Here is a 23,282-nt window from a genome sequence, read left to right on the forward strand (position 1 = left end):
ACAAAAAGCATCGGCTTGACAAGTGATGCGGGGAATCACCCCATTCCAGCCTCATCGGCAAAATAAAACAGCTTGGTGTCGCGCCCATTGCAGGAAAAATTGAACTTCGCGGTGTTTTCAGCAACGACCGTGTTGGCAAACAATTCCACGATGCGCTGGTAACGCCTGGGCAGGGCAATGTGAACGTCTTTGGCGCCCGCCACCGTAATGGCGAGCATCCTGTCGTTGGCGTATAGGTTGCATTGTTCGTCACAATAACGATGCACCTGCGCTGCCTCCAGAATGTTGGTGAGGGCAGGGCCGTCCAAGGTTTCGGGATTATACAAGTAGTAGGATTGCCAGCTGCCCATGTCGCAGTGGCGCAGCGGGCCGGGCCCAAACGGCATTCCACAGAGAGACTCCATGCGCCGCGCGTCATAGCTGTCGCCATCAATGACGCCGGCCGCGTACAGCCAGAGCACCGAGCGCTGCGACGTGCAGACATGCGTGCGCAGGAAAGCCAGGTCGTCCGGCGGCAACACGAATTGGTTGCAGAAAATCACCAGTTTGACCGCTGACAAGTCCATGTGCTTCAGGTCATTAAATGAACAGGTCGCATAGGGCGCGCCACAGGCAGACAAGATGCTCTTGGGGCGCACAAAAAGAGAATTAGGGACGAATTCCGTGCGCGCATCGCCCAAGTAATAAAGGCTCTCGGGATCAGCGACCAAAAGAATCTCGCTGACGTCGTTGCACGGCAGGTCACGCCACTGGTCCCAGAGCCGCTTACATTGGCCAAGTGCCGACCAGACAGCATCTTCAACAAAGAAATCACCGAAGATGTTGTAGAGCCACAGCGCGTCATGGCCAAGCAAACACTGGCAAAAATCGCGCTTGAGACAGGCGACGGTGTCCGTGGCATCCCGCCACTTCGGCCGGGGAAAATTCACATACGGCGATACAGCGATATTTGACGAGTGCGTCTGTTCGTCCATCTCCATGACCGCGCATTTGCCGGCGCGAACGACGCTCGCGTGGGGAAATTTCCAGCCACCGCCGCGCTCCCCGGCGCTCACGGCCGCGCCAGTGGGCACAGTGACGTAATCCAGGCCGGGGAGGGCGTAGACTCGCTCATAGGCCACATTGGCGTGATGCAGCATGGAATTGCCCCCGACACCCGGCGAGTAAATGTAGCCATAAAAAACACCCAGTTTGCGTTCCGGCGGGACGACCTCACGGGCCACGCCGGTAAAATGGGCGATGGCGTCAGCAATGGCCTCACTGCAAAAACGCCAATGCAGGAGCGCGAGACGATCCGCCTGCGGATCGCGCAGCAGCCCGTGGCTCCAGTGGTGCCGCTCCGCGGCGGTGGGTAAATGCTCAATATCGTCATGGCCGTGCCGCTGGCACCAGGCGAAAAAGGCCGCTTCACGGGCATTGCCGGCCTCGCCGCGACTGCGATCAAACCACTCGTGCGTCGACCCCGCACAGAGCTGATAGTACCGGAAGCGATCGCCCCATTTGGCCTCGGTGTGCCGTAGGAAAGCCCGTAGATAATTGCTGGTCAAATCTAGCCAGCTCTGCATGTGAACGAGATGCCCCAAGTGATTGAAGCTGTCCTTGTCCAGACGGCGCATGAGCCACATTGGCGTATTCAGATCGACAATTGCCATGAGCTCCGCCGCCGGATTCTGCGCTAAAGCGTCGCTTATCTGCTTGTCCCACGGCGCGAAGTCGTATACTTCATCCCACAGCCATAACGGATCGTAGGGACAATAAGGCAGCGCCAGAGAATTGACCGTGTTGCCAGCCGTCAAACACACCCAGTCAATGCCAATGTCGTGCATCTTGGCAATGACCGGAAATTCACGAGTGGCAAAATGACCCTGGGGTGTACGATAGGCAAAAAATGGTGCCGGAATTGTGGAGGAAGTTGATGGGAGCATGATGCCTTATTTTGCGGTAATGTGCGAAATCTTGTGATAGAAAGAGAGACTTGACACAGTAGTTCCGAACCCTTTGTCTGCGCCGTGGGCGCTATCCCTGGGCTGGTATGCGTCGCGCGCCCGTCTCCCGGCCGTGGTGCGGGCGTCCCGCCCGCACCGTCGCCTGGGATCATGACCTTACCCGACCTCCAAACAGCCACACGCAAACGTGCCCGCCGCAGCAATCAATGAGTTCCATTGCCTCTTTGGCCCCAGTCAGCTGCGCCGACTGGGGCCAAAGAGGCCGAGGAACACGGACCAATATGGCGCGCCACCCAGGGCGGCGCGCGCCTTCGGCGCCGCTTGCCCTGGGCTGGTATGCGTCGCGCTTTCAGCGCTTCTGCCGCTTCGCGGCGGAAATGCGCGACGAGAAAAGGCTGTCTGGCTGAACAAGTGCCATGGATACCGTAAAGTGAAGAGCATCGGTTTCATGGGAGCAGGTTAGTGTAAAAAGTTTTCTCCATAAGAAGAGAATAGTTCTTATTTATACCTGGAATCATTGCTTGGCAACTACAAGTGTTCATCACAAGATTTCGCACATTAACTATTTTGCTGAAAGAAAAAAGGATAGAGGCAAAGATGCCGCGAATACCCGACAACACAAACACCTAATAAGGTAGCAATTTTATTGGGGCGCACAAGTGCGCCCCCACAGGACAACCACAACGGGAGCCCAGGACAACCACAACGGGAGCCCAGGACAACCACAACGGGAGCCCAGGACAACCACAACGGGAGCCCAGGACAACCACAACGGGAGCCCAGGACAACCACAACGGGAGCCCAGGACAACCACAACGGGAGCCCAGGACAACGACAACGGGAGCCCAGGACAACCACAACGGGAGCTGATGGCAGCCAATTTATTGGGGCGCACAAGTGCAATCCTAACCAGCCGGAAAATGGCAAAAGTTATGCCGAACTTATTAACAGGCCACAGAGTCACATAGCTTAAGTAATTCCAAGGCAGCGAACTATGACAGTCAACAACCTTTACTTTTGCCATAGTCAATTATACATAATATTGATTATGCGACGTTATATAGAGATCAACGGCCAAGGGGTGGCAGGGGGTGAAATGCTGAGAAAACGCCCTGCTGTGGTATTGACGTCGTTAAGCGTCGGTTTGGGTGTTGGGAGTGCCATTCGTCGGTTTCAGCATTACGGTGTCAAGCACTGCATCTTTGTCACCGAGTCCACTGAGTCCCCGGCGTCCCCGGCGTCCGCCAAGCAGTCCCCGGCGTCCCATACGTCATTCCCCACAGTCCCGAAAGTCCCCACAGTCCAATCCATGGGATCATGCCTTATGAGTCGTGAGTCCTCGCCACAGCGCCGCCGCCAACCGGTCCCCACGGTCCCTGACGTCCTCACGGTCCCGGCCATTATCAATCACTCCTATGAAACACGCTGCCGCAAAGGTCGGCGGAAATCAAGGTCGGATGGCTGGGCGGCGGCGGGCCGTGGGTTTCCTGCAAATTGTCCCAGCGAAGCGCCGGGGTGTACACTGACCGATTACTGTGTCGTTTTGAAAAATGCCATAAACACAATGACAAACTGCGCTTTGGCATTAGATTTGTTACTTGTTTTCGGACGTACTGGTGACCATTAGGAGGCATGACGATGAGCGACAAAGACGGCAAACCCCAGCAATTCCATGCTGGCCAGCGTTTTTATTGCCAGCACTGCAAGAGTGATTCCGTCGTGCAAGTTGTTCATGATATACAGGGATTTCGGATTGTGTCTGAGAAAGCAATTTGTGCTTTCTGCAAGGCCGAGATTGTCGGTGCAATCCTCAATCCTAGTGAGCCAACTAGCGCGTCGGCCGACGCGACGTCGCTCGTGGCGGTGCCGGACAGCACCTCGGCATTGAGTTCGCTGTTGCAGTTGGACAGCGATGATGGTATCGAAAAAGCCTCGTTGTCGGGTTTGCTTGCTGACTCGGCAGGCGCGGCATCTGATACCACCAAGCCATTTTGCCGTGATTGTTACTACTACATTCACCATCCCTTTTTGAGTCGTTGTTCGTTTCACAATCGGACAGTTGAGCCCATGGATGACTGTCCATCCTTCCGCGCGAAAGCGAGAAAACAGAGCGGTACGGCCGACTAATCCTGCCACCAATATGCTGATATCAGCAGGCGCTGGCAGGCGCTGCCAGCAATGGGGTTTCTTTTTTTGGGGGGGGATGTAATTAATGGGCAGTGTGCGGTTGCGTACTTGCTTAACGTGTAGGCTGCCTAGTAGCGTTATGACAATGAAGGGGAGTACTACATAGCATGTGTTTTGTAGCGAGAAACAGGTGTTTTACCGCTTTTTCGGCCGCGCTTATCCTGGCATTTTTGGTCAGTTCTTGTACCACGTTGCCTGGTATTCGTCATGAAGGACCGCCCCTACTGGCCTATCCTGTGGATTACGCTCCGCAGGTTTTTGTCTTATACGAGCCCTACCCCCAGACGCTGGCTTGGCTGGAAGGCGTCGTGCCCGTGCCTTCTTATCAAGGATGGACTGACGAACGCATGACGCGCGATCTTAACCGCATGCGCGCCATTGGCTTACATGGCCTGTTTCTGTGTCTGCGGCCGGAAAGCCTCGCCGATCCCTTTGTGATTGAGCGTATTAGCCGCTTTTACGACCTTGTGCAGACCACCTATCCCGGATTCAGTGTTGCCTTGACGATAGTGCCGGCGCAGAAGATGGCCATCAGCAGGCAGAATGTCGTGTCGTATATGCGCAAGCAAGGCATCTTTGATGCGGAATGCGTCCTGCGTCTCAGTGGCCGGCCTTTTCTAGGCTTTTCCGAGGACATCACCCTGACGGATCGGCCCATTTCTGATGTCAGCATCCGGCAATGGGGCAATGAATGGCACGTGCGTCCCCGTAATGGCGATTACGACCAAGTGTCCGCCCATGAGTCATTTATCTGGGTTTGTGCCGGCTTCAGCGGTGAACAACGCAGCACACAGAAAAAAGCCATGGCGCAATGGCCACAGCCCAGGGATAAACACGGCGACTTCTTCCGGATGGGCCTGCGCAGGGCGTTTGCCGCCGGTGCGGCCATCGTCTGCGTTGATTCCTGGAACGACTTCGTGGTCGGCAGTTTTGTCGAGCCAAACAGCTACGATCAGGACCAAATGAGCCGAGTGCTCCGGGAAGAGTTGGCTGAGCTCGCGCGCCAGCGCAACACGCCATAATTGCCCTCGCTCTATAATCGTTGTCGGGTTCTGGTCTATGAGGATGCCGTAACGCACCACTCGTCATTCCTGGCGCTGCTTCGCGCCCAACAAACTAGAGCCTGTCCGAAAAGCATAGTTGGGTTTTGCGAGGGGGAGGAAAATACCCTTCGCTTCGCTCGGGCCGCCGCTGCGCGGCTATCAGACTATCCCTGCACCTGCGGTGCAGGTCTGCGGCCCATTGGCCCTTTCCTCCCCCTCGCGCTCCCCCACCTATCCCTTTTCGGCTCAGCGCCTTGCGGCCTTCGCTTCGCGACAGCCGCAAGGCGCTGAGCGTCAGCAGACAGTAGAATGGGCTGTACGTTTCTACGTTATTTTTTGGCAGTTATAGCCAATTTATGGTCAAAAAAGTGCCGGTTTATGAATAGAAGAACGCCGGAAGAAGGCCGTCTTGACAGGCAAAAGTCGTCTGGGGGCTTTTCGGACGATCTCAAACTATCCCTGCGCAGTGGTTGCATGGCTGCGGGGCATTGCACCCCGCCCTACCCTCCTGCGCCTTATTAACACCTAGAGCCCATCGGGTTGCGAATGAAGACGAACAGCCGCTGCAACAGGCTGCTGTTGCATGACAGGCGTTTGTCGCTGCAACCAACAGGATTATTCCACAAAGGGGCTGAGCGCGAAGGCGTTATGATCTTCGGCGAGGGCGGCGGCACTGATGGACGGGAGGGTACCATTGCGGCTCCAGGCGCCAATGACGAATTCATGCACGCCGGCGGTCAATTTCCGCGGGCGGTTCGCCTGCCCTGAGTAGCTATTACGGCCGACGAGCGCCCACAATGGCCGACTACCGCGGCTGCAATACAGCTGAGCGCGTTCGGATTGGCCATTGTAGCTTTCCTTGATGCTCGAAGACGGCCGGGCCGTAAAATGCGCAAAGAGATAATAGCTACCATCCTGCGGCACATTGAAGCGCAGGACATAGCTGCCATCGTCCTGGGCTTTGACATCGGCGCGGATGACGCCTTGGGCGCGATCGCGTTCGGCGAGCGCTCGGTGGGCCGTCGCGTCGACATAGACCGACACGGGCCGGGACAGGCCATTGGCCGTGCGCACCAGGAAGGACCCGCTGTTTTGCTTGGCGAAGGGTATTTTCGCTGCGTCAATGCGCACGTTCAGAGTCAGTGGCTGGCCGTAGGTGACCACGCCGGCGGTGGGCTCCACCTGCAGAAAGTCCAAGCTGTCGTTTTTACGGATAGTGAAGGATACTGCCTCGCCGGGTTCACGCAGGGATAGCTCGACGCGCTGCGGCGCGATGCCCTCCGGCGTCCAGGTAAATTGCAGCCGTTGCGTATCCGTCTGTAGCGACAGCGGGCGGTACGGCAGGGCATCAATACCCCCGGGTTGATAGGCGCCCATGTTGGGCGTGGCCTGCGGCATGACATTGGGCAGCGCATAGCCGGCCTGCCAGCCCGGGCTGTTCTCCTGCAGGCGATAGTCGGCCCGGTCTTCAGCGACGAACTGCGCTGGCGCGGCCACGCTATTCATTTCCTGGCCATACTGCTCCCGCAGGCGCTTGGCAGCGGTCTCATTGTCGCCGGGGCGACCGATAAGGCTGTAATCAAAATCACTGCGGAAGTGAGTAAACAGCGCGCTGCTCATGGGGCCGCCGGTTGAGGCGATGACGTTATTGCGGGCGTAGCCCTTCAGTGGGCCATTGAGCATATCGTTGGCTTCGCTGCCACCGCTGTAACTGCTGAAACCGCCGCCGGGGCCCGCGATGGTGTTGTTGAAGAAGAAGATGGTGCCTTTGCCCGGATCGCTATAGACATTTTTGACGGAGGCCCCGCTGAGGCCGTACACATCGCCCAAGTCGCAGATCAGGTTCTGGTACAGGTAACTCGGGCCAATCAAGCATGGCGCCGTACTGACACCGCAGAGCAGCCCTTCTGACTTGTTGTAGAAAAAGCGGGCGTTGCTCTGGCCGCCATCGAGCTCTATGCCGTCGTCGTTGCCAAAGGCCAAGTAGTTGCCGCAGACCTCGGCGTCCTGGTAGATGCTGCCGCTGCGGCTGCCATTGCCCGCTCCTTCGATGACGTCGTTCCAACGGTGAGCATCGCAACCGACAAAGTCGTTGTAGCGTATGGCCACGGCCGTGCACTCGCCGACATACACCGCGTTCGGGCCGGCCGGGTGTGAGTGGAACCAGCTGTTGGCGGTGCCGCGGGGGTCATGGATGTAGTTGCCCTCAAGTAGGACATTATTGGAGCCCATGATGCGAATACCAGCGTCGTTGTTGAGCCGGCGGTCATTTTCGTAATACGTCCCATTGATGTCCGGGCGCTGTACACCGACGCGCGCAAAACCAGCGATGTCGCAGTTGCGAATCTGTATCCACTCCGAGCCTAGGATGCTGATGCCGTTGACCTTGGCACCAAGAATGGTCAGGCCTTCAAGAATGACGTAGCGGGCGCCGGTGATGGTGATGGCGTTGCCGCTGGCCATGTCGCCCTGGAGCACGAAACCGGGTTTGGCGACGTAACGGATATAGCCGTCAGGAGCGCCCTCAGCGCTGATATCCAAACTGCCGTGGAAGTTATCTGGCCCAAGTTCAATGGTCTTGGCGATGGGCACTGCGGGAGTGAGAGTATGGAAACGGCCCGCAACCTTGCCTTCTTGGCCCTTGTCAGTAAAGGAGATACGGACGTCGTAGGCGGTGTTTTCCTGGAGTTTGAGGATGCTCGCTGCCGTGCGCTGTTCCTTCCAGATGTACACCATGGGCAGTGCGTCGAGCCACTGTTCGCTACCCTGGACGCGATACTGGACACTGCTGCTGAATTCCTCGGGTTTTTCCGCCAGCAGGTGATTGAGGTAAAGACTGGCGACCTGGTAGCCGGGGACGATCTCGAAGCGCGGCAATTCCGCCGGCTGGGGCGGCGCGAACTTCTTCAAGGTCATGGCGGTGATTTTCGCGGTGGCACCGAAGTAGTCCTTGCTGGTCGGCGTGCGGATCAGCAGCTGAATGCGATCGGCCTCGCCGGGGGTGAAATCCACCTGGAGGCTTTCTTTGCGTCGCCAGTTTCTTTTGGAACTTTTGCGCGAGATTTCCTTCCCGTCCTTGTAGCGTTTCACCTGCAGGTACACCAGGCCGCCGCGGCTGGTCTCGACCTGCGCCAGAAAGCTGTATTCCTGGGCCGGGGCCAGGCCAGTGACCAGACGCTCGAGACTGGAGTCCCAGCGATGCTCAGCAACGACTTCGAGGGTAAGTGCGTCACTTGCGGCTTGAAAGGTCAAAGCATTGTCATAATTGCTCCAGCCGTCATACATAGCCACGGGCTCTCCTTCCTGGTAGAGCAAAGACGCGGGCGGTGGCGCGGCCTGTGCCCGCAGAGACGAGAGACAGCAGAAAAAAATACCGCATGCGCATAGATGCCGGAAAAACATCGTCCACCTCTTTTATTAGGGCATTGTTTTTTTTGGGAGAAAGACAGATTAAGACTAAGCGGCTGGTAGGCTGCCCACCGCGGCCAAAACGGCATAAGATAGCGCAGTTTCCAAGGCACGTGCGCTTTCCGTCGTGGTAAAAAGCACGTTCGTTAACTCGCGCTCAGATAGGCATGGCTTATGTTATAGCCCTTAACGCTTCGACTTCACGCACGGCTCAGGCCGTATGAGTATCATCCGGCATTATTCGCAGGCAACACCACGAGCCGCTCACTGCAGAGGCCCTGGACGGGATTTCAGGAGATATGCTCCCCATGCAGACGTCATCAGCTAAAAATCAACGCATTCACAGCGAGTATCTGATCATCGGCTCTGGCCTGGCTGGCCTGACAGCGGCGCTGGAAGCCGCCAAATTCGGCCAGGTGATGGTCATCACCAAGTACAAAGCTGAAGACTGCAATACGCGCTATGCGCAGGGCGGCATTGCCTGCGTAATAGATGAAAATGACACCTTTGACGCCCATGTGGCCGACACCATCACCGCTGGCGCCGGGCTTTGCCATCCGGATGTGGTGCGGGAGATCGTCATGGCCGGCCCTGCCCGCGTCCGCGACTTGGAGCAGTACGGCCTCAACTTCACCCGCCAAGGCGACATTCACGACAGCGTCTCGCCGGAACAGGCGCAACAATTCGACCTGGGCCGCGAGGGCGGCCATTCCGCACGGCGAGTTCTGCACGCCGGCGACATCACCGGCCGGGAAGTGAGCGAAGTGCTGCTGGCTCGTTGCCGCGCCAACCGGAACATCACCATTCTGGAAAATCATCTGGCAGTGGACCTCATCACGACCCGGCATTTCACTTGGCGTGGCGAGAACTGCTGCCTGGGCGCCTATGTGATGGACATTGGCTCGCACGAGATCAAGACCTTTATCAGTCGCTTTACCTTCTTGGCCACCGGCGGTGCTGGCAAGGTGTATTTATGCACCTGCAATCCGGACATCGCCTGCGGCGACGGCGTGGCCATGGCCTACCGCGCCAGCGCCGAGATCGCCAATATGGAATTCTACCAGTTTCATCCGACCATTCTGTTCCACCCCAAAGCCAAATCCTTCCTCATCAGCGAGGCCGTACGCGGCGAAGGCGCCATCCTCAAAGTCAAGCGCAATGGCGATTATGTGGAATTTATGCAGGACTATCACGAGCTCAAGAGCCTCGCACCCAGAGACATTGTCGCCCGAGCCATTGACAACGAGCTCAAACGCACCGGCCAGGAATGCGCTTGGCTGGACATCCGCCACAAATCAGAGGATTTTCTGCGCAAGCGCTTTCCGAACATTTATCAGGAATGTCTGCGCTTCGGCGTGGACATGGCCACCGACCTCATTCCCGTCGTGCCGGCGGCGCACTATTGCTGCGGCGGCGTGCGGACCGATGTCAACGGCGTCAGCACGGTCAAGGGCCTCTATGCCATCGGCGAAGTGGGCTGCACGGGCCTGCATGGCGCCAATCGCTTGGCCAGCAATAGCTTACTGGAGGCGATGGTCGTGGGCTATAATGCCGTTAAGCATAGCCATGAGTGCCCGGAGGATGTTCCGAACATCGATGACGAGATGATCCCCGACTGGCAACATGGCGATGCGGTCAACTCGGACGAGCAGGTCGTCATCAGTCACAACTGGGACGAAATCCGCCGTTTCATGTGGGACTACGTCGGCATCGTGCGCACAGACAAGCGCCTGGAGCGCGCCAAGAACCGCATCCGCATGCTGCGCAAAGAGATTGAGAAGTACTACTGGAACTTCCTGTTGACGCCTGACCTGGTGGAACTGCGCAACTTAGCATCGGTAGCCGAGATGATCATCGACAGCGCGATCGCCCGCCACGAAAGCCGTGGGCTGCATTACAACCTTGACTACCCCGTCGCCAACAGCGACCTGGCCGGCAAGGACACCATCCTGCGCCGGCCCCTCAAACCCGAAATTTGGTTCGAGTAGGCGCAAGCCTGACTAGTGCCGACCGGAAACGATGCTGGGGCGTAATCTGTCAGCCGTTGATAACCAAAACTGTGGTGCCTCTACGAGGCACCGCCTGTTGGCAGGCTGCGTCCCCAGGCTAAAGCCTCGGGTTAAGCATAGTTAAGCGCCTACGGCACAGAAATATAGCCATTGAATGATGGTGGTTTTCGAGCCGAATCGGACAAAGCAAGTCGTCTGATCGGCCAAGTTCGGCCCGGAGGGCCGGACCATGCATAACCCCTGGTGAGGCGCCCGAAGGGCGCCGCAACCAGGGGTGTGACAGCAACCTGTAATTGCGCCTGGAGGGCGCCACATTGACCAGGCTTGTCGCGTCACATCGCGGCGGAGTGAGGCAACCGGCCAGCATTATCAATGACGGACCGATGTGTCCGCCCCAGTTCTTGCCCAGTCAGGCACCGTCGAATAAGATGCGGCGGGGCTAACACTGTCTGTCTTTACGCCTTGGATTTGAAATTCTTGATGGCGGCAAAGCCGCTCTTAGCAAAGGCCTGTTCAGTGACCTTGACGACGTTATAGGCCTGGTCGAAGGTCACAGGGAAAGGCACGCCATTGACCACGGCGTCGTAGAGGTGCGACCAGATGATGCTCATGGGAATGGCTGGCACCTGGTACTTGGCTTCGACAAAGTACAACTTCTCCTCGAAATTACCGTAGGACAGGCCGGCATTTTCCGGATGGGGCGTGGTAGAAACCAGCTTCGTTGCCGGGTCCAGATGACGCACGTCAATGACTGGTCCGCCATTGAAAACGATGGTGCCCTTGCTGCCGACAATTTCCATCTCGCGGCCCGGCATGGCATTGCAGCCGGCGACTTCCACGTCGGCGAGACGACCATTGGCACCGCGCAGGATGATCTTGAAAATGTCGTCACCGTCGCCGATGGAGATGACCCGACGCACATCGGCCCACACTTCGGTCACCGGCGAGTCGAGGAAGCACAACGCCTGATCAATAAGGTGCGGGCCCCAGTTGCTCAGCAGACCACCGAAGAACTCCGTCATGGTCATCCAATCATTACGACGGCAATAGCCGACGCTGCGATAGAGCTTGATGTACTGCACGTCGCCAATCAAACCGCTGTCGCAAAGCTCGCGTACTTTGATGAACGCGGCCTCAAAACGACGGTTGTGACGGAAAAACAGCTTGCCCGGATGCTTGGCCGACGCCTGGCGCAGCAGTTCCATCTCCGCCGTGCTGCAGGCAACGGGCTTCTCTACCACGGCGATCTTGCCGGCAGCCATGATCTGCAGCGCCATCGGCACGTGATCCGGGTGACGGGTGGCGATAGTCACCATCTCGATGGCGTCATTCTTGAGCATCTCTTCCAACGACGCGTACTTCACTGCGTTGGCGTATTCCTTCGGCAGATTCTCCCGCCGCTCCGGCGCGTGGTCAGCACAGGCTACCAACTCGAATTTACCCGGATAGCCCGCCATCTCCTGCGCATGGCTGCGACCGATACGACCATTACCGATAATACCGTACTTGATGACTCTGCTCATGTTCTTTTCCCTGCTCTGTGCTCTGTTTTTTGGGGCTTATTCATGCGTCGCGGAGGTCCGCGATGATAAAAACTCTCGCTTCTGCCGCTGGTTCAGGCCTTGGCGCCCTTGGTGCTGGCGCCGGTGTCGTGCCAGCGATCTAGGGGTACTGGCGGCGGCTGGTCTGAAATCAGCGCCTCAATCTCGTCCAGTCCGCAAATCAGGAACAGCCCAGCGCGATTGAACTTGCTGGAGTCCAGCAGCAGCGTATTGTGCTCAGACAAAGCCAGGACCTCGCGGAGAAAGTCGGCGTGGGCTTCGTGATAGGTACTCAGGCCGGCCGCATCCAGCCCCACGCCGGAATAAAAGGCCCGCGTGATGCGTAGACGATGCAGATTCTCCAGCGTGATCTTGCCTAAAAACGAGTTGAGCTGACACTTAAAATTGCCGCCGAGACTCATCATGATGAAATGCGGTGGAAAACGGAAAAATTCCTGCGCGATCAGTACCGAGTTGGTCACGATGCTCAGATTGTTCAGACGCGACGACTGCAGGCGCCGCGCCAGGCACAGGCACGTCGTCGATGAATCCAAAAAGACAATATCGCCGTCGACAATGCTGCGCTCGGCTCGCTCGGCGATGAGCATCTTCGCCGCCCGGTTGGTCTCCAGGCGCTGGATGAAATGGCTGTCGCGCTGATTGGCCGACGCCGGCGCCTTGACCGGCGTTTCCTCCGGCAAGGTGCTGATGGCGCCCCCGTGCACTTTTCGCGCCGATCCCGTGCGCACCAGCGCCGCGATGTCGCGGTGCACTGTCGCCACCGAGACGCCAAAGCGCGTCACTAGATCTTCGATGCTGCTGTAGCGCACCGTGCGCAAATACGCGCTCAAGGCCAATTGCCGATCGTCATTCGCACCCATTGTCTCACCCGTTGCCGTGGTTTTCATACTGAGAAAAACTTTTCTGTGAGATAAAATCGTCAGGCAATGAAGATTTTCAATCAGAAAAAGCTAATTTTTATGCTTTTTTCTCATTTTTATGCTTGCCAGCGCTTATTTTCATGGCATATTTCTGTCCATGCGATGATTTTACCTATCCATTATCGTCCTATCGCCGAGCGAGTAGAGGTGCCGTCTCCATGTCAGTATCGTTTATTGGTTTAGGTTATTGCGGCTGGGATCATTTGTGCGTGTTGCCGCACATTCCTCTGGATGACAAAGTCAAGATTGACGAACGCATGGAGCAAGGCGGCGGTCCTGCAGCGACCGCGACCTACGCTGCTGCTCGGCTGGGGGTGTCCAGCGCCTTCTGGAGCGCCGTTGGCGACGACGCCCAGGGCGGCCAGATCATCGCCGCGCTGGAAGCAATCGGCATTGACGCCAGCGGGATTCGCCGCCGCGCCAACTGCGCCTCGCCCATCGCCTACTGCTGGATTGAGCGCGAGAGTGGCAAGCGCAGCATCGCCTGGTCCAGCGGCGAAGTGGTGCCGCTGAGCCCGTCCGAGCTCCCCCTCGACCAGTTGGCCACGGCTAAGGTCCTCCATCTCGACGGCCATCAGACGCAAGCCGCCATCGCCGCCGCCCGTTTTGCCCGCGAACACGGCGTGCTCGTGTCCCTCGACGCCGGCACGGTCGTCCCCGGCATCGAGACCCTGCTCGAACTCGCTGATATCGTTATCAGTTCGGAGAAATTTGCCCAGCGGCTTTGTCCGGGAGTGACGCCGCAGGCGGCCGCCCGGCATTTTTTTGGTCTGGGCAAGACGCTTTTTGCGGGTGTGACCCTCGGCAGCCAAGGCAGCGTCGGCTACGACGGCCAGCAAGACTACTTCCAGCCGGCATTCCCAACTACCGTGCGTGACACCACCGGTGCCGGCGATGTCTTTCACGGCGCCTTCGCGGCCAGCGTCATCAAGCTCGGCCGCGACTGGCAGGAGTGCATGCGGCAGGCGTCCATGACCTCAGCCATCAAATGCACCAAGCTCGGCGGGCGTACCGGTATTCCCGACGCCGAGACCCTGCGCCAAGCGCTGGCAGCGCACAAATAAAGCTGATTAGGCCAGCGCTTCCCTAGGCAATAACCCAGCGACCATGAGAAAAAGGGACGACAACATGACGATGAAATTGATCATGACGACCACCATGGCGTTGTTTTGCAGCGGAGTCGCTTTCGCTCAAGCCGACAAAACGGCGGAGTATCCCGAGCTCCTGGCGCAGATTGAAGCCAGTGGCGATTACGCGCCAAAATTCCCCTTCCAGATCCAGCTGGGCTTGCCGGACAACGTCAGCAACGTCCAGACCTGGACCGGCGGCCCGTGGCAGCCGGCCGGCAGCGACGGCTTTCTGGCGGCCAAGGGTATCCATTTTGTGGACGGCCGCGGCCAGCGCCGGCGCCTCCTGGGCACCAACATCTGCTTTTCCGGTTGCTTTCCGGAAAGTAAGGCCGATGCGGACGCCGTCGCGGCAGCGCTGGCGCGTTTTGGCATCAACAGCGTGCGCATGCACTATGTCCACCACGCATATCCGCCGAAGCGCGAGTACAGCAGTCCGGATTCCTTTATCGAGCCTGTACAGCTCGACCAGTTCGACTACCTGATCCATCAGCTGCAGAAGCACGGCATATATATCTACATGCAGCTCAATATCGCCCGCAAATTCGGCGCGGCAGCCGGCTTTGAAAATGCCGACCAGCTCCCCTGGTATAACAACGGCCTGGATCATTTTGAACCGCGGATGATCGCCCTCCAAAAGAAATTTCACCGTGACTTCATGACCCATGTCAATCCCTACAGCGGCCGTGCCTACAAGGACGACCCAGGCATCGCCACGCTGGAAATCGCCAACGAGAACAGCATTGTCAACGCTTGGTACAGCAGCAAATACGACTTGCCCAACCTTCCCGAGCCATACGGCAGCCTCTTCCGTGGCCTGTGGAATGACTGGCTGGCGAAAAAATACGCCAGTACCGACGCCATGAAAACCGCCTGGCAGATGGTCAATGTCGATCTCGGCGACGAGATGATCGCCGATGGCGCCATGGCCACTGACGTCAAGAACGCCGAGGGGACCACCTGGGGCTTCCAGCAGGACGGCGGCTCCGTTTCCACCTGGGACGTTTTCGACGCCCCCGCCGGCGACACCGGCCCGGCCCGCTTCGCCCGCTTGACGGTTGACAAGATCGGCTTCACGCCGAACATGCCGCAGTTCTATCGCGGCAATCTCGCTGTGCGTAAGGACCAGCCCTACACCCTCAGCTTCAAACTGCGAGTCGAGAAGCCCGCGCCGCTTGCCGTGCGCCTCAGCCAGGACCACAATCCCTGGCATGTCGCCGGCTTCAGCACCCGCATCACCAACGCCACCAGCGCCTGGCAGGACTACCGCTACACCTTCCTGGCCAATATGGACGACGACGCGGTCCGCCTGGTCTTCGCCAATTTCACGCCCGGCGTCATCGACATCGCCGACGTCAGCTTCCGTCCCGGCGCCCGCTTCACCTGGCCTGCGGGCGTCGCGCTTGAGCAGCGCGGCGTGCCACTGCCCAAAGACGGCGAGCTTGGCCTCTTCCCGCGCTGTGTCGAGGATTTCACGGCCTTCCTGCATGACATCGAAAACAGCTATTACCAGGATCTCTACAGCCATCTCAAGAATGACATTGGGGTGCGGCAGCTGGTCGCCGGCACCCAGTTGCAATACGGCTTCAGTTCCGTGCAGGCCCGCATGGACTACTGCGACAACCACAACTACTGGAACCACCCGGCTTTCCCCGTCAAAGCCTGGGACAGCAACCACTGGTATCTGAATAACACCGCGCTGGTGAACAATCTGCAAACCCTCCCTGGCCGTACGCTTGCCAGCCTGGCCAACGCCCGCGTCCATGGCAAACCACTGACCGTCAGCGAATACGACCATCCCAACACCAATTTCTACTCCGCCGAGGGCAACCTTATCCTCACGGCCAACGCGGCCTTCCAGGATTGGGCAGGCTTCTACCAGTTCGCCTGGACTCACAGCCGTGCTTACGTCCGCGATGCCATCCCGCCGACCTTCGACATGTGCTCGGCCAATGCCAAGCTGGCGCACCTGCCGGCCTGTTATGCCATGTTCGTGCGCGGCGATGTCCAGGCCGGCCCCGTCACCACCGCCTACGCCCTGCCCTCGCGGCTCAGCGGCGAAGTCACCGCCGTCGCCCGTGCCAAGAACGCCCGCGCCGTCGGTCGCCCCGAAAATGAAGACAACATGGGGCTGGCGCTGGCCTTCTTCAGCGGCCAGCATATCACCGAAAACGGCCCGCTGCAGATGCCCGCCGGCATCCGGGTCGTCGACAGCTGGAAATCCCTGTCCGACGCCCAACGCGCGATGTTCGACCAGAAGTGCATACTTAATGATACGGGCGAGCTCGTCTGGGACTACCAACAGAATGACGGTGGCTTCTTCACCGTCGACACGCCCAACACCAAGGCCTTCACCGGCTTTGTCCGCGGCCGCCGTTTCGAATTCACGGGCCTGAGCATCATCCCCGGCAAGAACCGCCTGGACTGGTTCAGTCTGTCGCTCACCAACAGTACGCCGCCCGCCAGCCGCACCGGCGACGCCAACGCCATCGCCCCCGGTCGCTATCTCCTGGCTGCCACCGGCCTCAACCACAACAGCAACGCCCTCGTCCGCGCTATTGGCGGCGACCGCATCGCCGTCAGCAAATTCTACGGCGGCAGCAATGGCGAGGCACCCATCCTGGCCGAGGGCATCAGCGCCGATCTCGTCCTCAAAGGCGTCGCCCCAACCCGCGTCCAGGCCTTCGCGCTGGATGGCAATGGCGAACGCATGCAGGCAGTGGTCATCAAAGCCGACGGCGAATCCTCGTTAATAAGAATAAGTCCTGAATACAAGACACTTTGGTATGAAATACAAGTCCAATAAATTTTAATGATGCCGTTACCGGGCGCAAGCCCGGCTGCTGATCATTTTTTGTTTCCCCAACGTCGTTTCCCTAAACACAACAACCCGGAGAAAGAAGAACATCATGAAGACCCTGAAACTTGGTTACCTCCCCCTGTGCAAAGGCAGCTGGATCAACGACCGCCTGGACAAAGAGCTGAAGGACTCCCTGGCCGCTCTGAAGAGTCTCGGCCATGACGTCGTCGACTGCGGCAAGCTGATCACCACCGATACGGATGCTGATGAGGCCTGCGAGCTTTTCCAGAAAGCCAACATAGACGTCCTGGTCGTGCACCACCTTGCCTTCCCGCTGGGCGCCATCACCCCGTCTTTGGCCCGCCGCCTGGGCGTGCCGGTGATTCTGTGGTCCACGCCTGAGCAGCCCTACCGGAATCCCGCCTACCGCCTGGAAGCCAACAGCTTCTGCGCCAGCAACATGACCGCCAATCACCTCTGGCGCGTCAATCATCCCTTCGCCTTTGTCTATGGCGAGCTTGACCAGGCCATGGCCGAAATGAAAGAAGAGCTCAAAGTCTTCGCCAGCATCGAACAGATGAAGGGCTTCCGCGTCGGCTCCGTCGGCGGCCGCGTTCCCGGTTTCTTCACCTCGACCTTCAATGAAATGATGCTGCGCGAGAAATTCGGCGTCGAAGTCGAAAACATCACCATGCTCGAGCTGGTTGAAGTCGCCCGCAGCCTCAAGGGCAAGGACCTCCCCGAAGCCCGCAAAGTCGTGCTCGACAACGCCAAGCAGGGCGATATCAGCGATGAAGAACTCGACCTGGCCGTGGCACTCTACGCTGCCTTCTGCCAGCTGCGCAAAAAGTACCGCCTCAATGCCTGGGCCGTCCGCTGCTGGCCCGAATTCAGCGACATCTACGGCATCGGCGTCTGCCATATCCTCGGCTGCCTCACCGGCCATGATTGCGCCGCCGCCTGCGAAGGCGATGTCTATGGCGCCGTCGCTATGACCATCGGCGAGAATTTCTCCGGCGGCAAGACCTTCTTTGCCGACTTGGTCATCTTTGACGAGAAGGACAACTCGGGCATCTTCTGGCATTGCGGCGCGGCGCCGGCCTGCCTCTGCCGTCCCGGCTTTGAGCCCTGCATTCGCAAGCACCCGGTGATTGACGGCGGCGGCAAAAAAGGCGTCGCGGTCGAATTCCCGCTGAAGCCCGGCAAAGTCACCATTTGCCGCCTCGGTGAGAAGCCCGATGGCACCTTCCGCCTGATGATGTTCAGCGGCGAGGCCGTCGAAACCGAGCAGTGCCTGCGCTCGAACCCCCTGAAGGTCAAGTTCAACGGCAAAGTGCGCGATCTGATCAACAAGATCGTCTACAATGGCTTTGAACACCACTACGTCGTCTCCTATGGCGACATCGCCCAACATCTGCGCGAATTTGCCCGCCTCATGAACATCGAGCTGCTCGAATTCTAAGAGCCGACTAAGATCTGCCGTGCCGCTGCGCCCCCTCCCTGCACAGCGACACGGCAGACCATCACCGCAGCAGATAGCGAAAGCACAAGCGCTTCAAGAGAAGGCACTAGCGGATCAATGACTAAAATTACGTTCATGGGCGCCGGCAGTACGATCTTCGTCAAGAACATCATCGGCGACGCCTTTTGTACTCCGGCTTTGCAGGACGCCCACATCGCCCTCTACGACATCAATCCCCAGCGTCTCCGTGAATCGGAGGTGATGCTGCGCACTCTCAACAAGAATATCAACGAGAACCGCGCAACCATCACCACTCACTGCGGCGTTGAAAACCGCAAGGAGGCCCTGCGCGGCGCTGACTTTGCCATCAACGCCATCCGCGTCTGGGACTTCACCATCTCCGAGGCCATTGATTTCGCCATCCCGACGAAGTATGGCCTGCGTCAGACCATCGCGGACACCCTCGGCATCGGCGGGCTTTTCCGTGCCCTCGGCAGCGGCTATGCCATGCAGGGCTTCGCCGAAGACATGGCCGAAGTCTGTCCCGATGTGTGGTTCTTGAACTACACCAACCCCATGTGCGCCCTGACCGGCTTTATGCTCCGTCACACGCCCATCCGCACCGTCGGCCTCTGCCACTCCGTGCAGGCATGCGTCAGGAGCCTCCTCAAGACCCTTGATCTCACGGACAAGTACGACCAGGACAAGATCAAGGCCCGCATCGGTGGCATCAACCACCAGGCGTGGCTCCTCGAACTCAAGGAAAATGGCCGGGATATTTATCCCGAGATCAGGGACATCGCTTTCCAGAAGCTCGATGCCTGGCGCCAAGCCCCCAAGGGCGAAAAAAGCGACAACATGGTCCGGCTGGAAATCATGCGCAAGTTCGGCTATTACATCACCGAATCCAGCGAGCACAGTTCGGAATACCAGCCCTACTGGATCAAACGCCAGTACCCCGAGCTGGTCGATGAGTACAACATCCCCCTGGATGCCTCGCCGGACCGCTGCCGCAAAATCGTCGCCGGCTGGAACAAGCAGTACAAGGAAATCTGCGACAATCCGGTGCTGACGCACAAGATGAGCAACGAATTCGGCTGCGGCATCATGAATGCCATAGTCACCAACCAGCCCTACCGCATCGCCGGCAACGTGCTCAACCACGGCTTCATTGAGAATCTGCCGAGCAACGCCGTCGTCGAAGTGCCCTGCCTGGTGGACCGCAATGGCGTCCAAGGCACCTACTTCGGGCCGCTGCCCACCCAATGCGCTGCGCTGAACATGACCAACATCAACACCCAGCTGCTCACGGTCGACGCCATTGTCTCGCGCAAAAAAGAAGCTATCTACCACGCGGCCATGCTCGACCCCCATACCGCCGCCGAACTCTCCCTCGACGACATTATCAAGATGGTCGACGAGATGATAGCCGCCCACGGCGACCGCCTGCCCAAATACATCTGAGCAGCGGCCGGCATATCACTCAACCACCAACCCAAAGGACAGCATCATGGAATACAAAGTCAGCTGCGCTCTGAAGCCCGGCTTTAACAAAATCTCCAGCATCGGCGACGGCGAGCTCAAACTCACCGAATTCGCCATCATCAATCTGGCTGACAAACAGCGCTTCGCCGCCAATACCGGCGGCTTCGAGGTCGCACTGGTCGTCCTCGGCGGCAAATGCGCCGTGAAGGGCGACGGCTTCGAATTCGCCACCGTCGGCGAACGCCCGGACGTTTTCTCGGGCAAGCCCTACACGGTGTATATCCCCTGCAACACCGCCTACGAAATTACTGCGCTGGGCCCCGTGGACATCGCCTGGGCCGCCAGCCCATCCACCCTCAAGACCGACGCCTACGTCATCGGCCCCGACCAGGTCATCGACTGCCATATCGGCAAGGGCAGCTATGAACGCGACGCGTACCTCATGCTTACCGAGAAATTTCCCTCGGCGCATTTCTACATTGGCGAGGCCTTTGTCAAGGACGGCCGTCACGCGAGCTTCCCGCCCCACCGCCATGACTTCGACAATCCGCCCGTCGAGGTCGATATGGAAGAGGTGTACTTCTTCCGCTTCAAGCCCTTCCAGGGCTACGGCATCCAGAAGATCTACACCGACGACCGCAGCATCGACGTGACCTACACGGTCGAGGAAAATGACACCACGCTGATTCCCCGCGGCTACCACCCGGTCATCGGCGCTCCTGGCTACGACATGTACTACCTGTGGGTCATGGCCGGTGAAGTCAACCGCAAATTCGTGTCCGTGCAGGATCCGGCCCATCGCTGGGTCGCTATGTAAGCCGACACGGCTTCAGGCCCCTCCCCCGCCGGCGCGCGCTATCCAGCCGCGCCGGCGGCGGGAGCCATTATTCTTCTTCCTTTCCCGTATTTGATCCCTCCCCCCAGAGCACAGCATCATGACGCACGACATTCTCATCGGCATCGACTTCGGCACCGGCGGCTGCAAGATCACCATCACGGACTGCCAGGGCGAAGTCCTGGACAGTCTCTCCGGCGAATATCCCAGCTCCCATCCCCATCCGGGCTGGTCGGAGCAGCATCCTGCCGACTGGTGGCGCGTCATGTGCGAGACCCTCGCGCGGCTCCAACAGCGCCCCGTCTGGCAGAACGCCCGCGTCGCCGCCGTCGCCATGGACAGCTACACCCACGGCGCCGTTCTCCTCGATGAGCAACTGCAGGTCATCCGCCCGACCATCATCTGGACCGACCAGCGCAGCGCCGCCGAAAGCCGCGAACTCAAGGAAAAAACCGGCGACATGATTTTCGCCACGGGCTACCAGATGCCCACGCCGACCTGGACACTGCCGCAAATGCTCTGGCTCAAACGCCACGAGCCCGAAAACATGCAGCGCCTGCGGCACATATCCTTCGTCAAGGACTACATCCGTTTTCTTCTCTGCGGCGAATTGGCCACCGACCGCATTGAATGCCAGGGCACCCTCTTTTACGACATGAAACAGCATCGCTGGTCCGACGAACTCTGCGAGCTCGGCGGCTTCAGCAGCGCCATGCTGCCACCCATCGCCGGCATCACCGACATCGCCGGCAAGGTCACGGCCGAAGCCGCCAAGGCCACGGGCCTGCCCATCGGCACGCCCGTCGTCATGGGCACCAGCGATTCGGCTGTCGAGGACTACGCCGCCGGCGCCATTGAGCCCGGCCAGTGCATCCTCAAGCTGGCCACCGCCGGCAATGTCAATGTCATGACCGCCGAGGCCCACCCCCATCCCGCCACGCTCACCTACGCACACGTCATCCCCGGCATGTGGTATACCGTCACAGCCACCAACGCCGCCGCCATCTGCCAGCGCTGGTTCCGCGAGCTGGTCTGCGCCGAAGAAAAACTCGAAGCCGAAACCACCGGCGTCAATGTCTATGAGATCATCGACCGCAAGGCCAAGACCTCGCCACCCGGCTCCAACGGCGTGTTCTTCCACCCCTACCTCAGCGGCGAACGCTCGCCCTATTGGGATCCCAAACTGCGCGGCAGTTTCACCGGCATGAGCATGGGCACCACCCGCGGCGACCTCGCCCGGGCTCTCCTCGAAGGCGTCGCCTACTCGCTCAAAGACTGCCACCGCACTATCACCGAAATGCAGCTGCCCGTAAAGGAGTACATCCTCATTGGCGGCGGCGCCAAAAGCAGCATCTGGAGCCGCATCATCTGCGATCTCTTCCAGGCGCCCTGCACCGTCCCGGCATCCTGCGACGCGTCCTTCGGCAGCGCCCTCCTCGCCGGCGTCGGCGTCGGCGTCTTCCCCGATGAGGAAACCGCCATCCGCCGCTGCCTGAAAATCGCCCGCCAGCTCGAACCCGATCGCAGCCAGGCGGCATTCTACGAACAACAGTTCGCGCTCTACCGGCGCCTGCACGACGCCCTCGCTCCCGTCTACGCCGTTATGTAAACACCAGCGCCAGGCTAATTACCTCACAAGGACCATGGTCATGAATTTCCCGGAAAAGCCCGACGACTTCCGCTGCGTCACCGCCTTGACGCCGACCGTCTGCGATCTCTGCGGCGTCGGCCGGCCCGCCCAATGCGCTGACGAACCCATCGCCGCCGTCATGGCCGCTGCCACCAAGGCCCTCGCTGGCCAAAAAGTCGAAAAGCTACTCCTCTTCGCGCCGGACGCCGTCGGCATCCATCTCTGGGAGCGCTTTCCTGAAAAACTCGCTGCTGTCGAAGCGCTGGCGCCGGTGCGGGTACCGACGCGGGTCGTGATGCCCAGCGTGACGCCGGTGTGTTTCGCGTCCATGTTCAGCGGCGCACTGCCCGAAGTCCACGGCATCCAGGAATATGCCAAGCCCGTCCTGACCTGCGAGACCATCTTCAACGCTTTCCCCGAAGCCGGCTGGAACACCGCCATCGCCGCCGTCCAGGAATGCAGTATCGACAAGATCTTCCGCAAGCGCAAAGCGACCTACATCAGCACCACCGGTGACGACGAGTCCCTCGCCTACAGCGAACTGCTCCTCAAGCAGCGCCCTGTCGATCTCCTCCTCAGTTATGCCACCAACTACGACAAGAATCTCCACAGCACCGGTCCATTTTCCGACCAGGCCCTCGCGGCCTTCGAGCAGAACCTCGTCGCCTTCCAAAAGCTCTGCGCGCTGGTGGACGAGGTCTGGGCGGACTACAATCGCGCCGTCGTTTTCTGCCCCGATCACGGCGGCCATGCCACCGACGACACCGGCACCCGCGGCGCCCACGGCAAGGACATTCCCGAAGACATGCTCGTCTATCACTTCTACCGCTTCATGCCCAAAAAAGCCCGTTAAGTCAGCGACATCAAT

General features: G+C 59.1%; 14 protein-coding genes. 10 read left to right on the forward strand and 4 right to left on the reverse strand.

Annotation, left to right across the window (positions count from 1 at the left end; translation table 11 throughout):
- Window positions 1–35: 35 nt before the first annotated feature.
- Window positions 36–1,925 (reverse strand): hypothetical protein, encoded by a 1,890-nt coding sequence (locus tag J3R75_RS17700; protein WP_307264458.1) that lies wholly within the window; start codon window positions 1,923–1,925, stop codon window positions 36–38.
- Window positions 1,926–3,584: 1,659 nt separating this feature from the next.
- Between J3R75_RS17700 and J3R75_RS17705 the strand changes: the two genes are divergently transcribed.
- Together J3R75_RS17705 and J3R75_RS17710 are read left to right on the forward strand one after the other, a co-directional pair.
- Window positions 3,585–4,073: a hypothetical protein gene (locus tag J3R75_RS17705; protein ID WP_307264461.1), complete on the forward strand. Its 489-nt coding sequence runs from the start codon at window positions 3,585–3,587 to the stop codon at window positions 4,071–4,073.
- 407 nt (window positions 4,074–4,480) lie between these two features.
- Window positions 4,481–5,155 carry a glycoside hydrolase family 71/99 protein gene (locus J3R75_RS17710; RefSeq protein WP_307264463.1) on the forward strand — a complete coding sequence of 225 codons (675 nt, stop codon included), beginning with the start codon at window positions 4,481–4,483 and terminating at the stop codon, window positions 5,153–5,155.
- 636 nt (window positions 5,156–5,791) lie between these two features.
- On the opposite strand, the gene J3R75_RS17715 is transcribed toward J3R75_RS17710, so the two are convergent.
- Window positions 5,792–8,461 carry a right-handed parallel beta-helix repeat-containing protein gene (locus J3R75_RS17715; protein ID WP_307265552.1) on the reverse strand — a complete coding sequence of 890 codons (2,670 nt, stop codon included), beginning with the start codon at window positions 8,459–8,461 and terminating at the stop codon, window positions 5,792–5,794.
- 431 nt (window positions 8,462–8,892) lie between these two features.
- On the opposite strand from J3R75_RS17715, the gene nadB reads away from it, so the two are divergent.
- Complete coding sequence (gene nadB / locus J3R75_RS17720) at window positions 8,893–10,572, forward strand: L-aspartate oxidase (protein ID WP_307264466.1); 1,680 nt, start codon at window positions 8,893–8,895, stop codon at window positions 10,570–10,572.
- A 476-nt stretch (window positions 10,573–11,048) separates the two neighbouring features.
- Here the strand turns inward: nadB and J3R75_RS17725 are convergent, their stop codons facing one another.
- Together J3R75_RS17725 and J3R75_RS17730 are read right to left on the reverse strand one after the other, a co-directional pair.
- Window positions 11,049–12,116 (reverse strand): Gfo/Idh/MocA family protein, encoded by a 1,068-nt coding sequence (locus J3R75_RS17725; protein ID WP_307264469.1) that lies wholly within the window; start codon window positions 12,114–12,116, stop codon window positions 11,049–11,051.
- A gap of 92 nt (window positions 12,117–12,208) precedes the next feature.
- Complete coding sequence (locus tag J3R75_RS17730; RefSeq protein WP_307264471.1) at window positions 12,209–13,042, reverse strand: DeoR/GlpR family DNA-binding transcription regulator; 834 nt, start codon at window positions 13,040–13,042, stop codon at window positions 12,209–12,211.
- Window positions 13,043–13,233: 191 nt separating this feature from the next.
- On the opposite strand from J3R75_RS17730, the gene J3R75_RS17735 reads away from it, so the two are divergent.
- From J3R75_RS17735 to J3R75_RS17765, 7 genes are all read left to right on the forward strand, one after another.
- Window positions 13,234–14,139 carry a carbohydrate kinase family protein gene (locus J3R75_RS17735; RefSeq protein WP_307264474.1) on the forward strand — a complete coding sequence of 302 codons (906 nt, stop codon included), beginning with the start codon at window positions 13,234–13,236 and terminating at the stop codon, window positions 14,137–14,139.
- 64 nt (window positions 14,140–14,203) lie between these two features.
- Entirely contained in the window at window positions 14,204–17,008 is a 2,805-nt protein-coding gene (locus J3R75_RS17740) for a carbohydrate binding domain-containing protein (RefSeq protein ID WP_307264477.1), read from the forward strand.
- Between the two features lie 103 nt (window positions 17,009–17,111).
- Window positions 17,112–18,464, forward strand: a complete 1,353-nt coding sequence (locus tag J3R75_RS17745; RefSeq protein ID WP_307264480.1) for an L-fucose/L-arabinose isomerase family protein — start codon at window positions 17,112–17,114, stop codon at window positions 18,462–18,464.
- 117 nt (window positions 18,465–18,581) lie between these two features.
- Complete coding sequence (locus J3R75_RS17750; RefSeq protein ID WP_307264483.1) at window positions 18,582–19,928, forward strand: alpha-glucosidase/alpha-galactosidase; 1,347 nt, start codon at window positions 18,582–18,584, stop codon at window positions 19,926–19,928.
- A gap of 46 nt (window positions 19,929–19,974) precedes the next feature.
- A complete protein-coding gene (iolB, locus tag J3R75_RS17755; RefSeq protein WP_307264486.1) occupies window positions 19,975–20,766 on the forward strand; it encodes a 5-deoxy-glucuronate isomerase in 792 nt (263 codons plus the stop codon).
- A gap of 118 nt (window positions 20,767–20,884) precedes the next feature.
- On the forward strand, window positions 20,885–22,393 hold the full coding sequence (xylB, locus tag J3R75_RS17760; protein ID WP_307264488.1) for a xylulokinase: 1,509 nt from the start codon (window positions 20,885–20,887) through the stop codon (window positions 22,391–22,393).
- A gap of 40 nt (window positions 22,394–22,433) precedes the next feature.
- The gene (locus J3R75_RS17765; RefSeq protein WP_307264491.1) at window positions 22,434–23,267 is read left to right on the forward strand and encodes an alkaline phosphatase family protein; all 834 of its coding nucleotides are present in this window, start codon (window positions 22,434–22,436) and stop codon (window positions 23,265–23,267) included.
- Window positions 23,268–23,282 lie beyond the last annotated feature (15 nt).

The organism is Oligosphaera ethanolica (assembly GCF_030814695.1).
GTDB classification, from domain to species: domain Bacteria; phylum Verrucomicrobiota; class Lentisphaeria; order Oligosphaerales; family Oligosphaeraceae; genus Oligosphaera; species Oligosphaera ethanolica.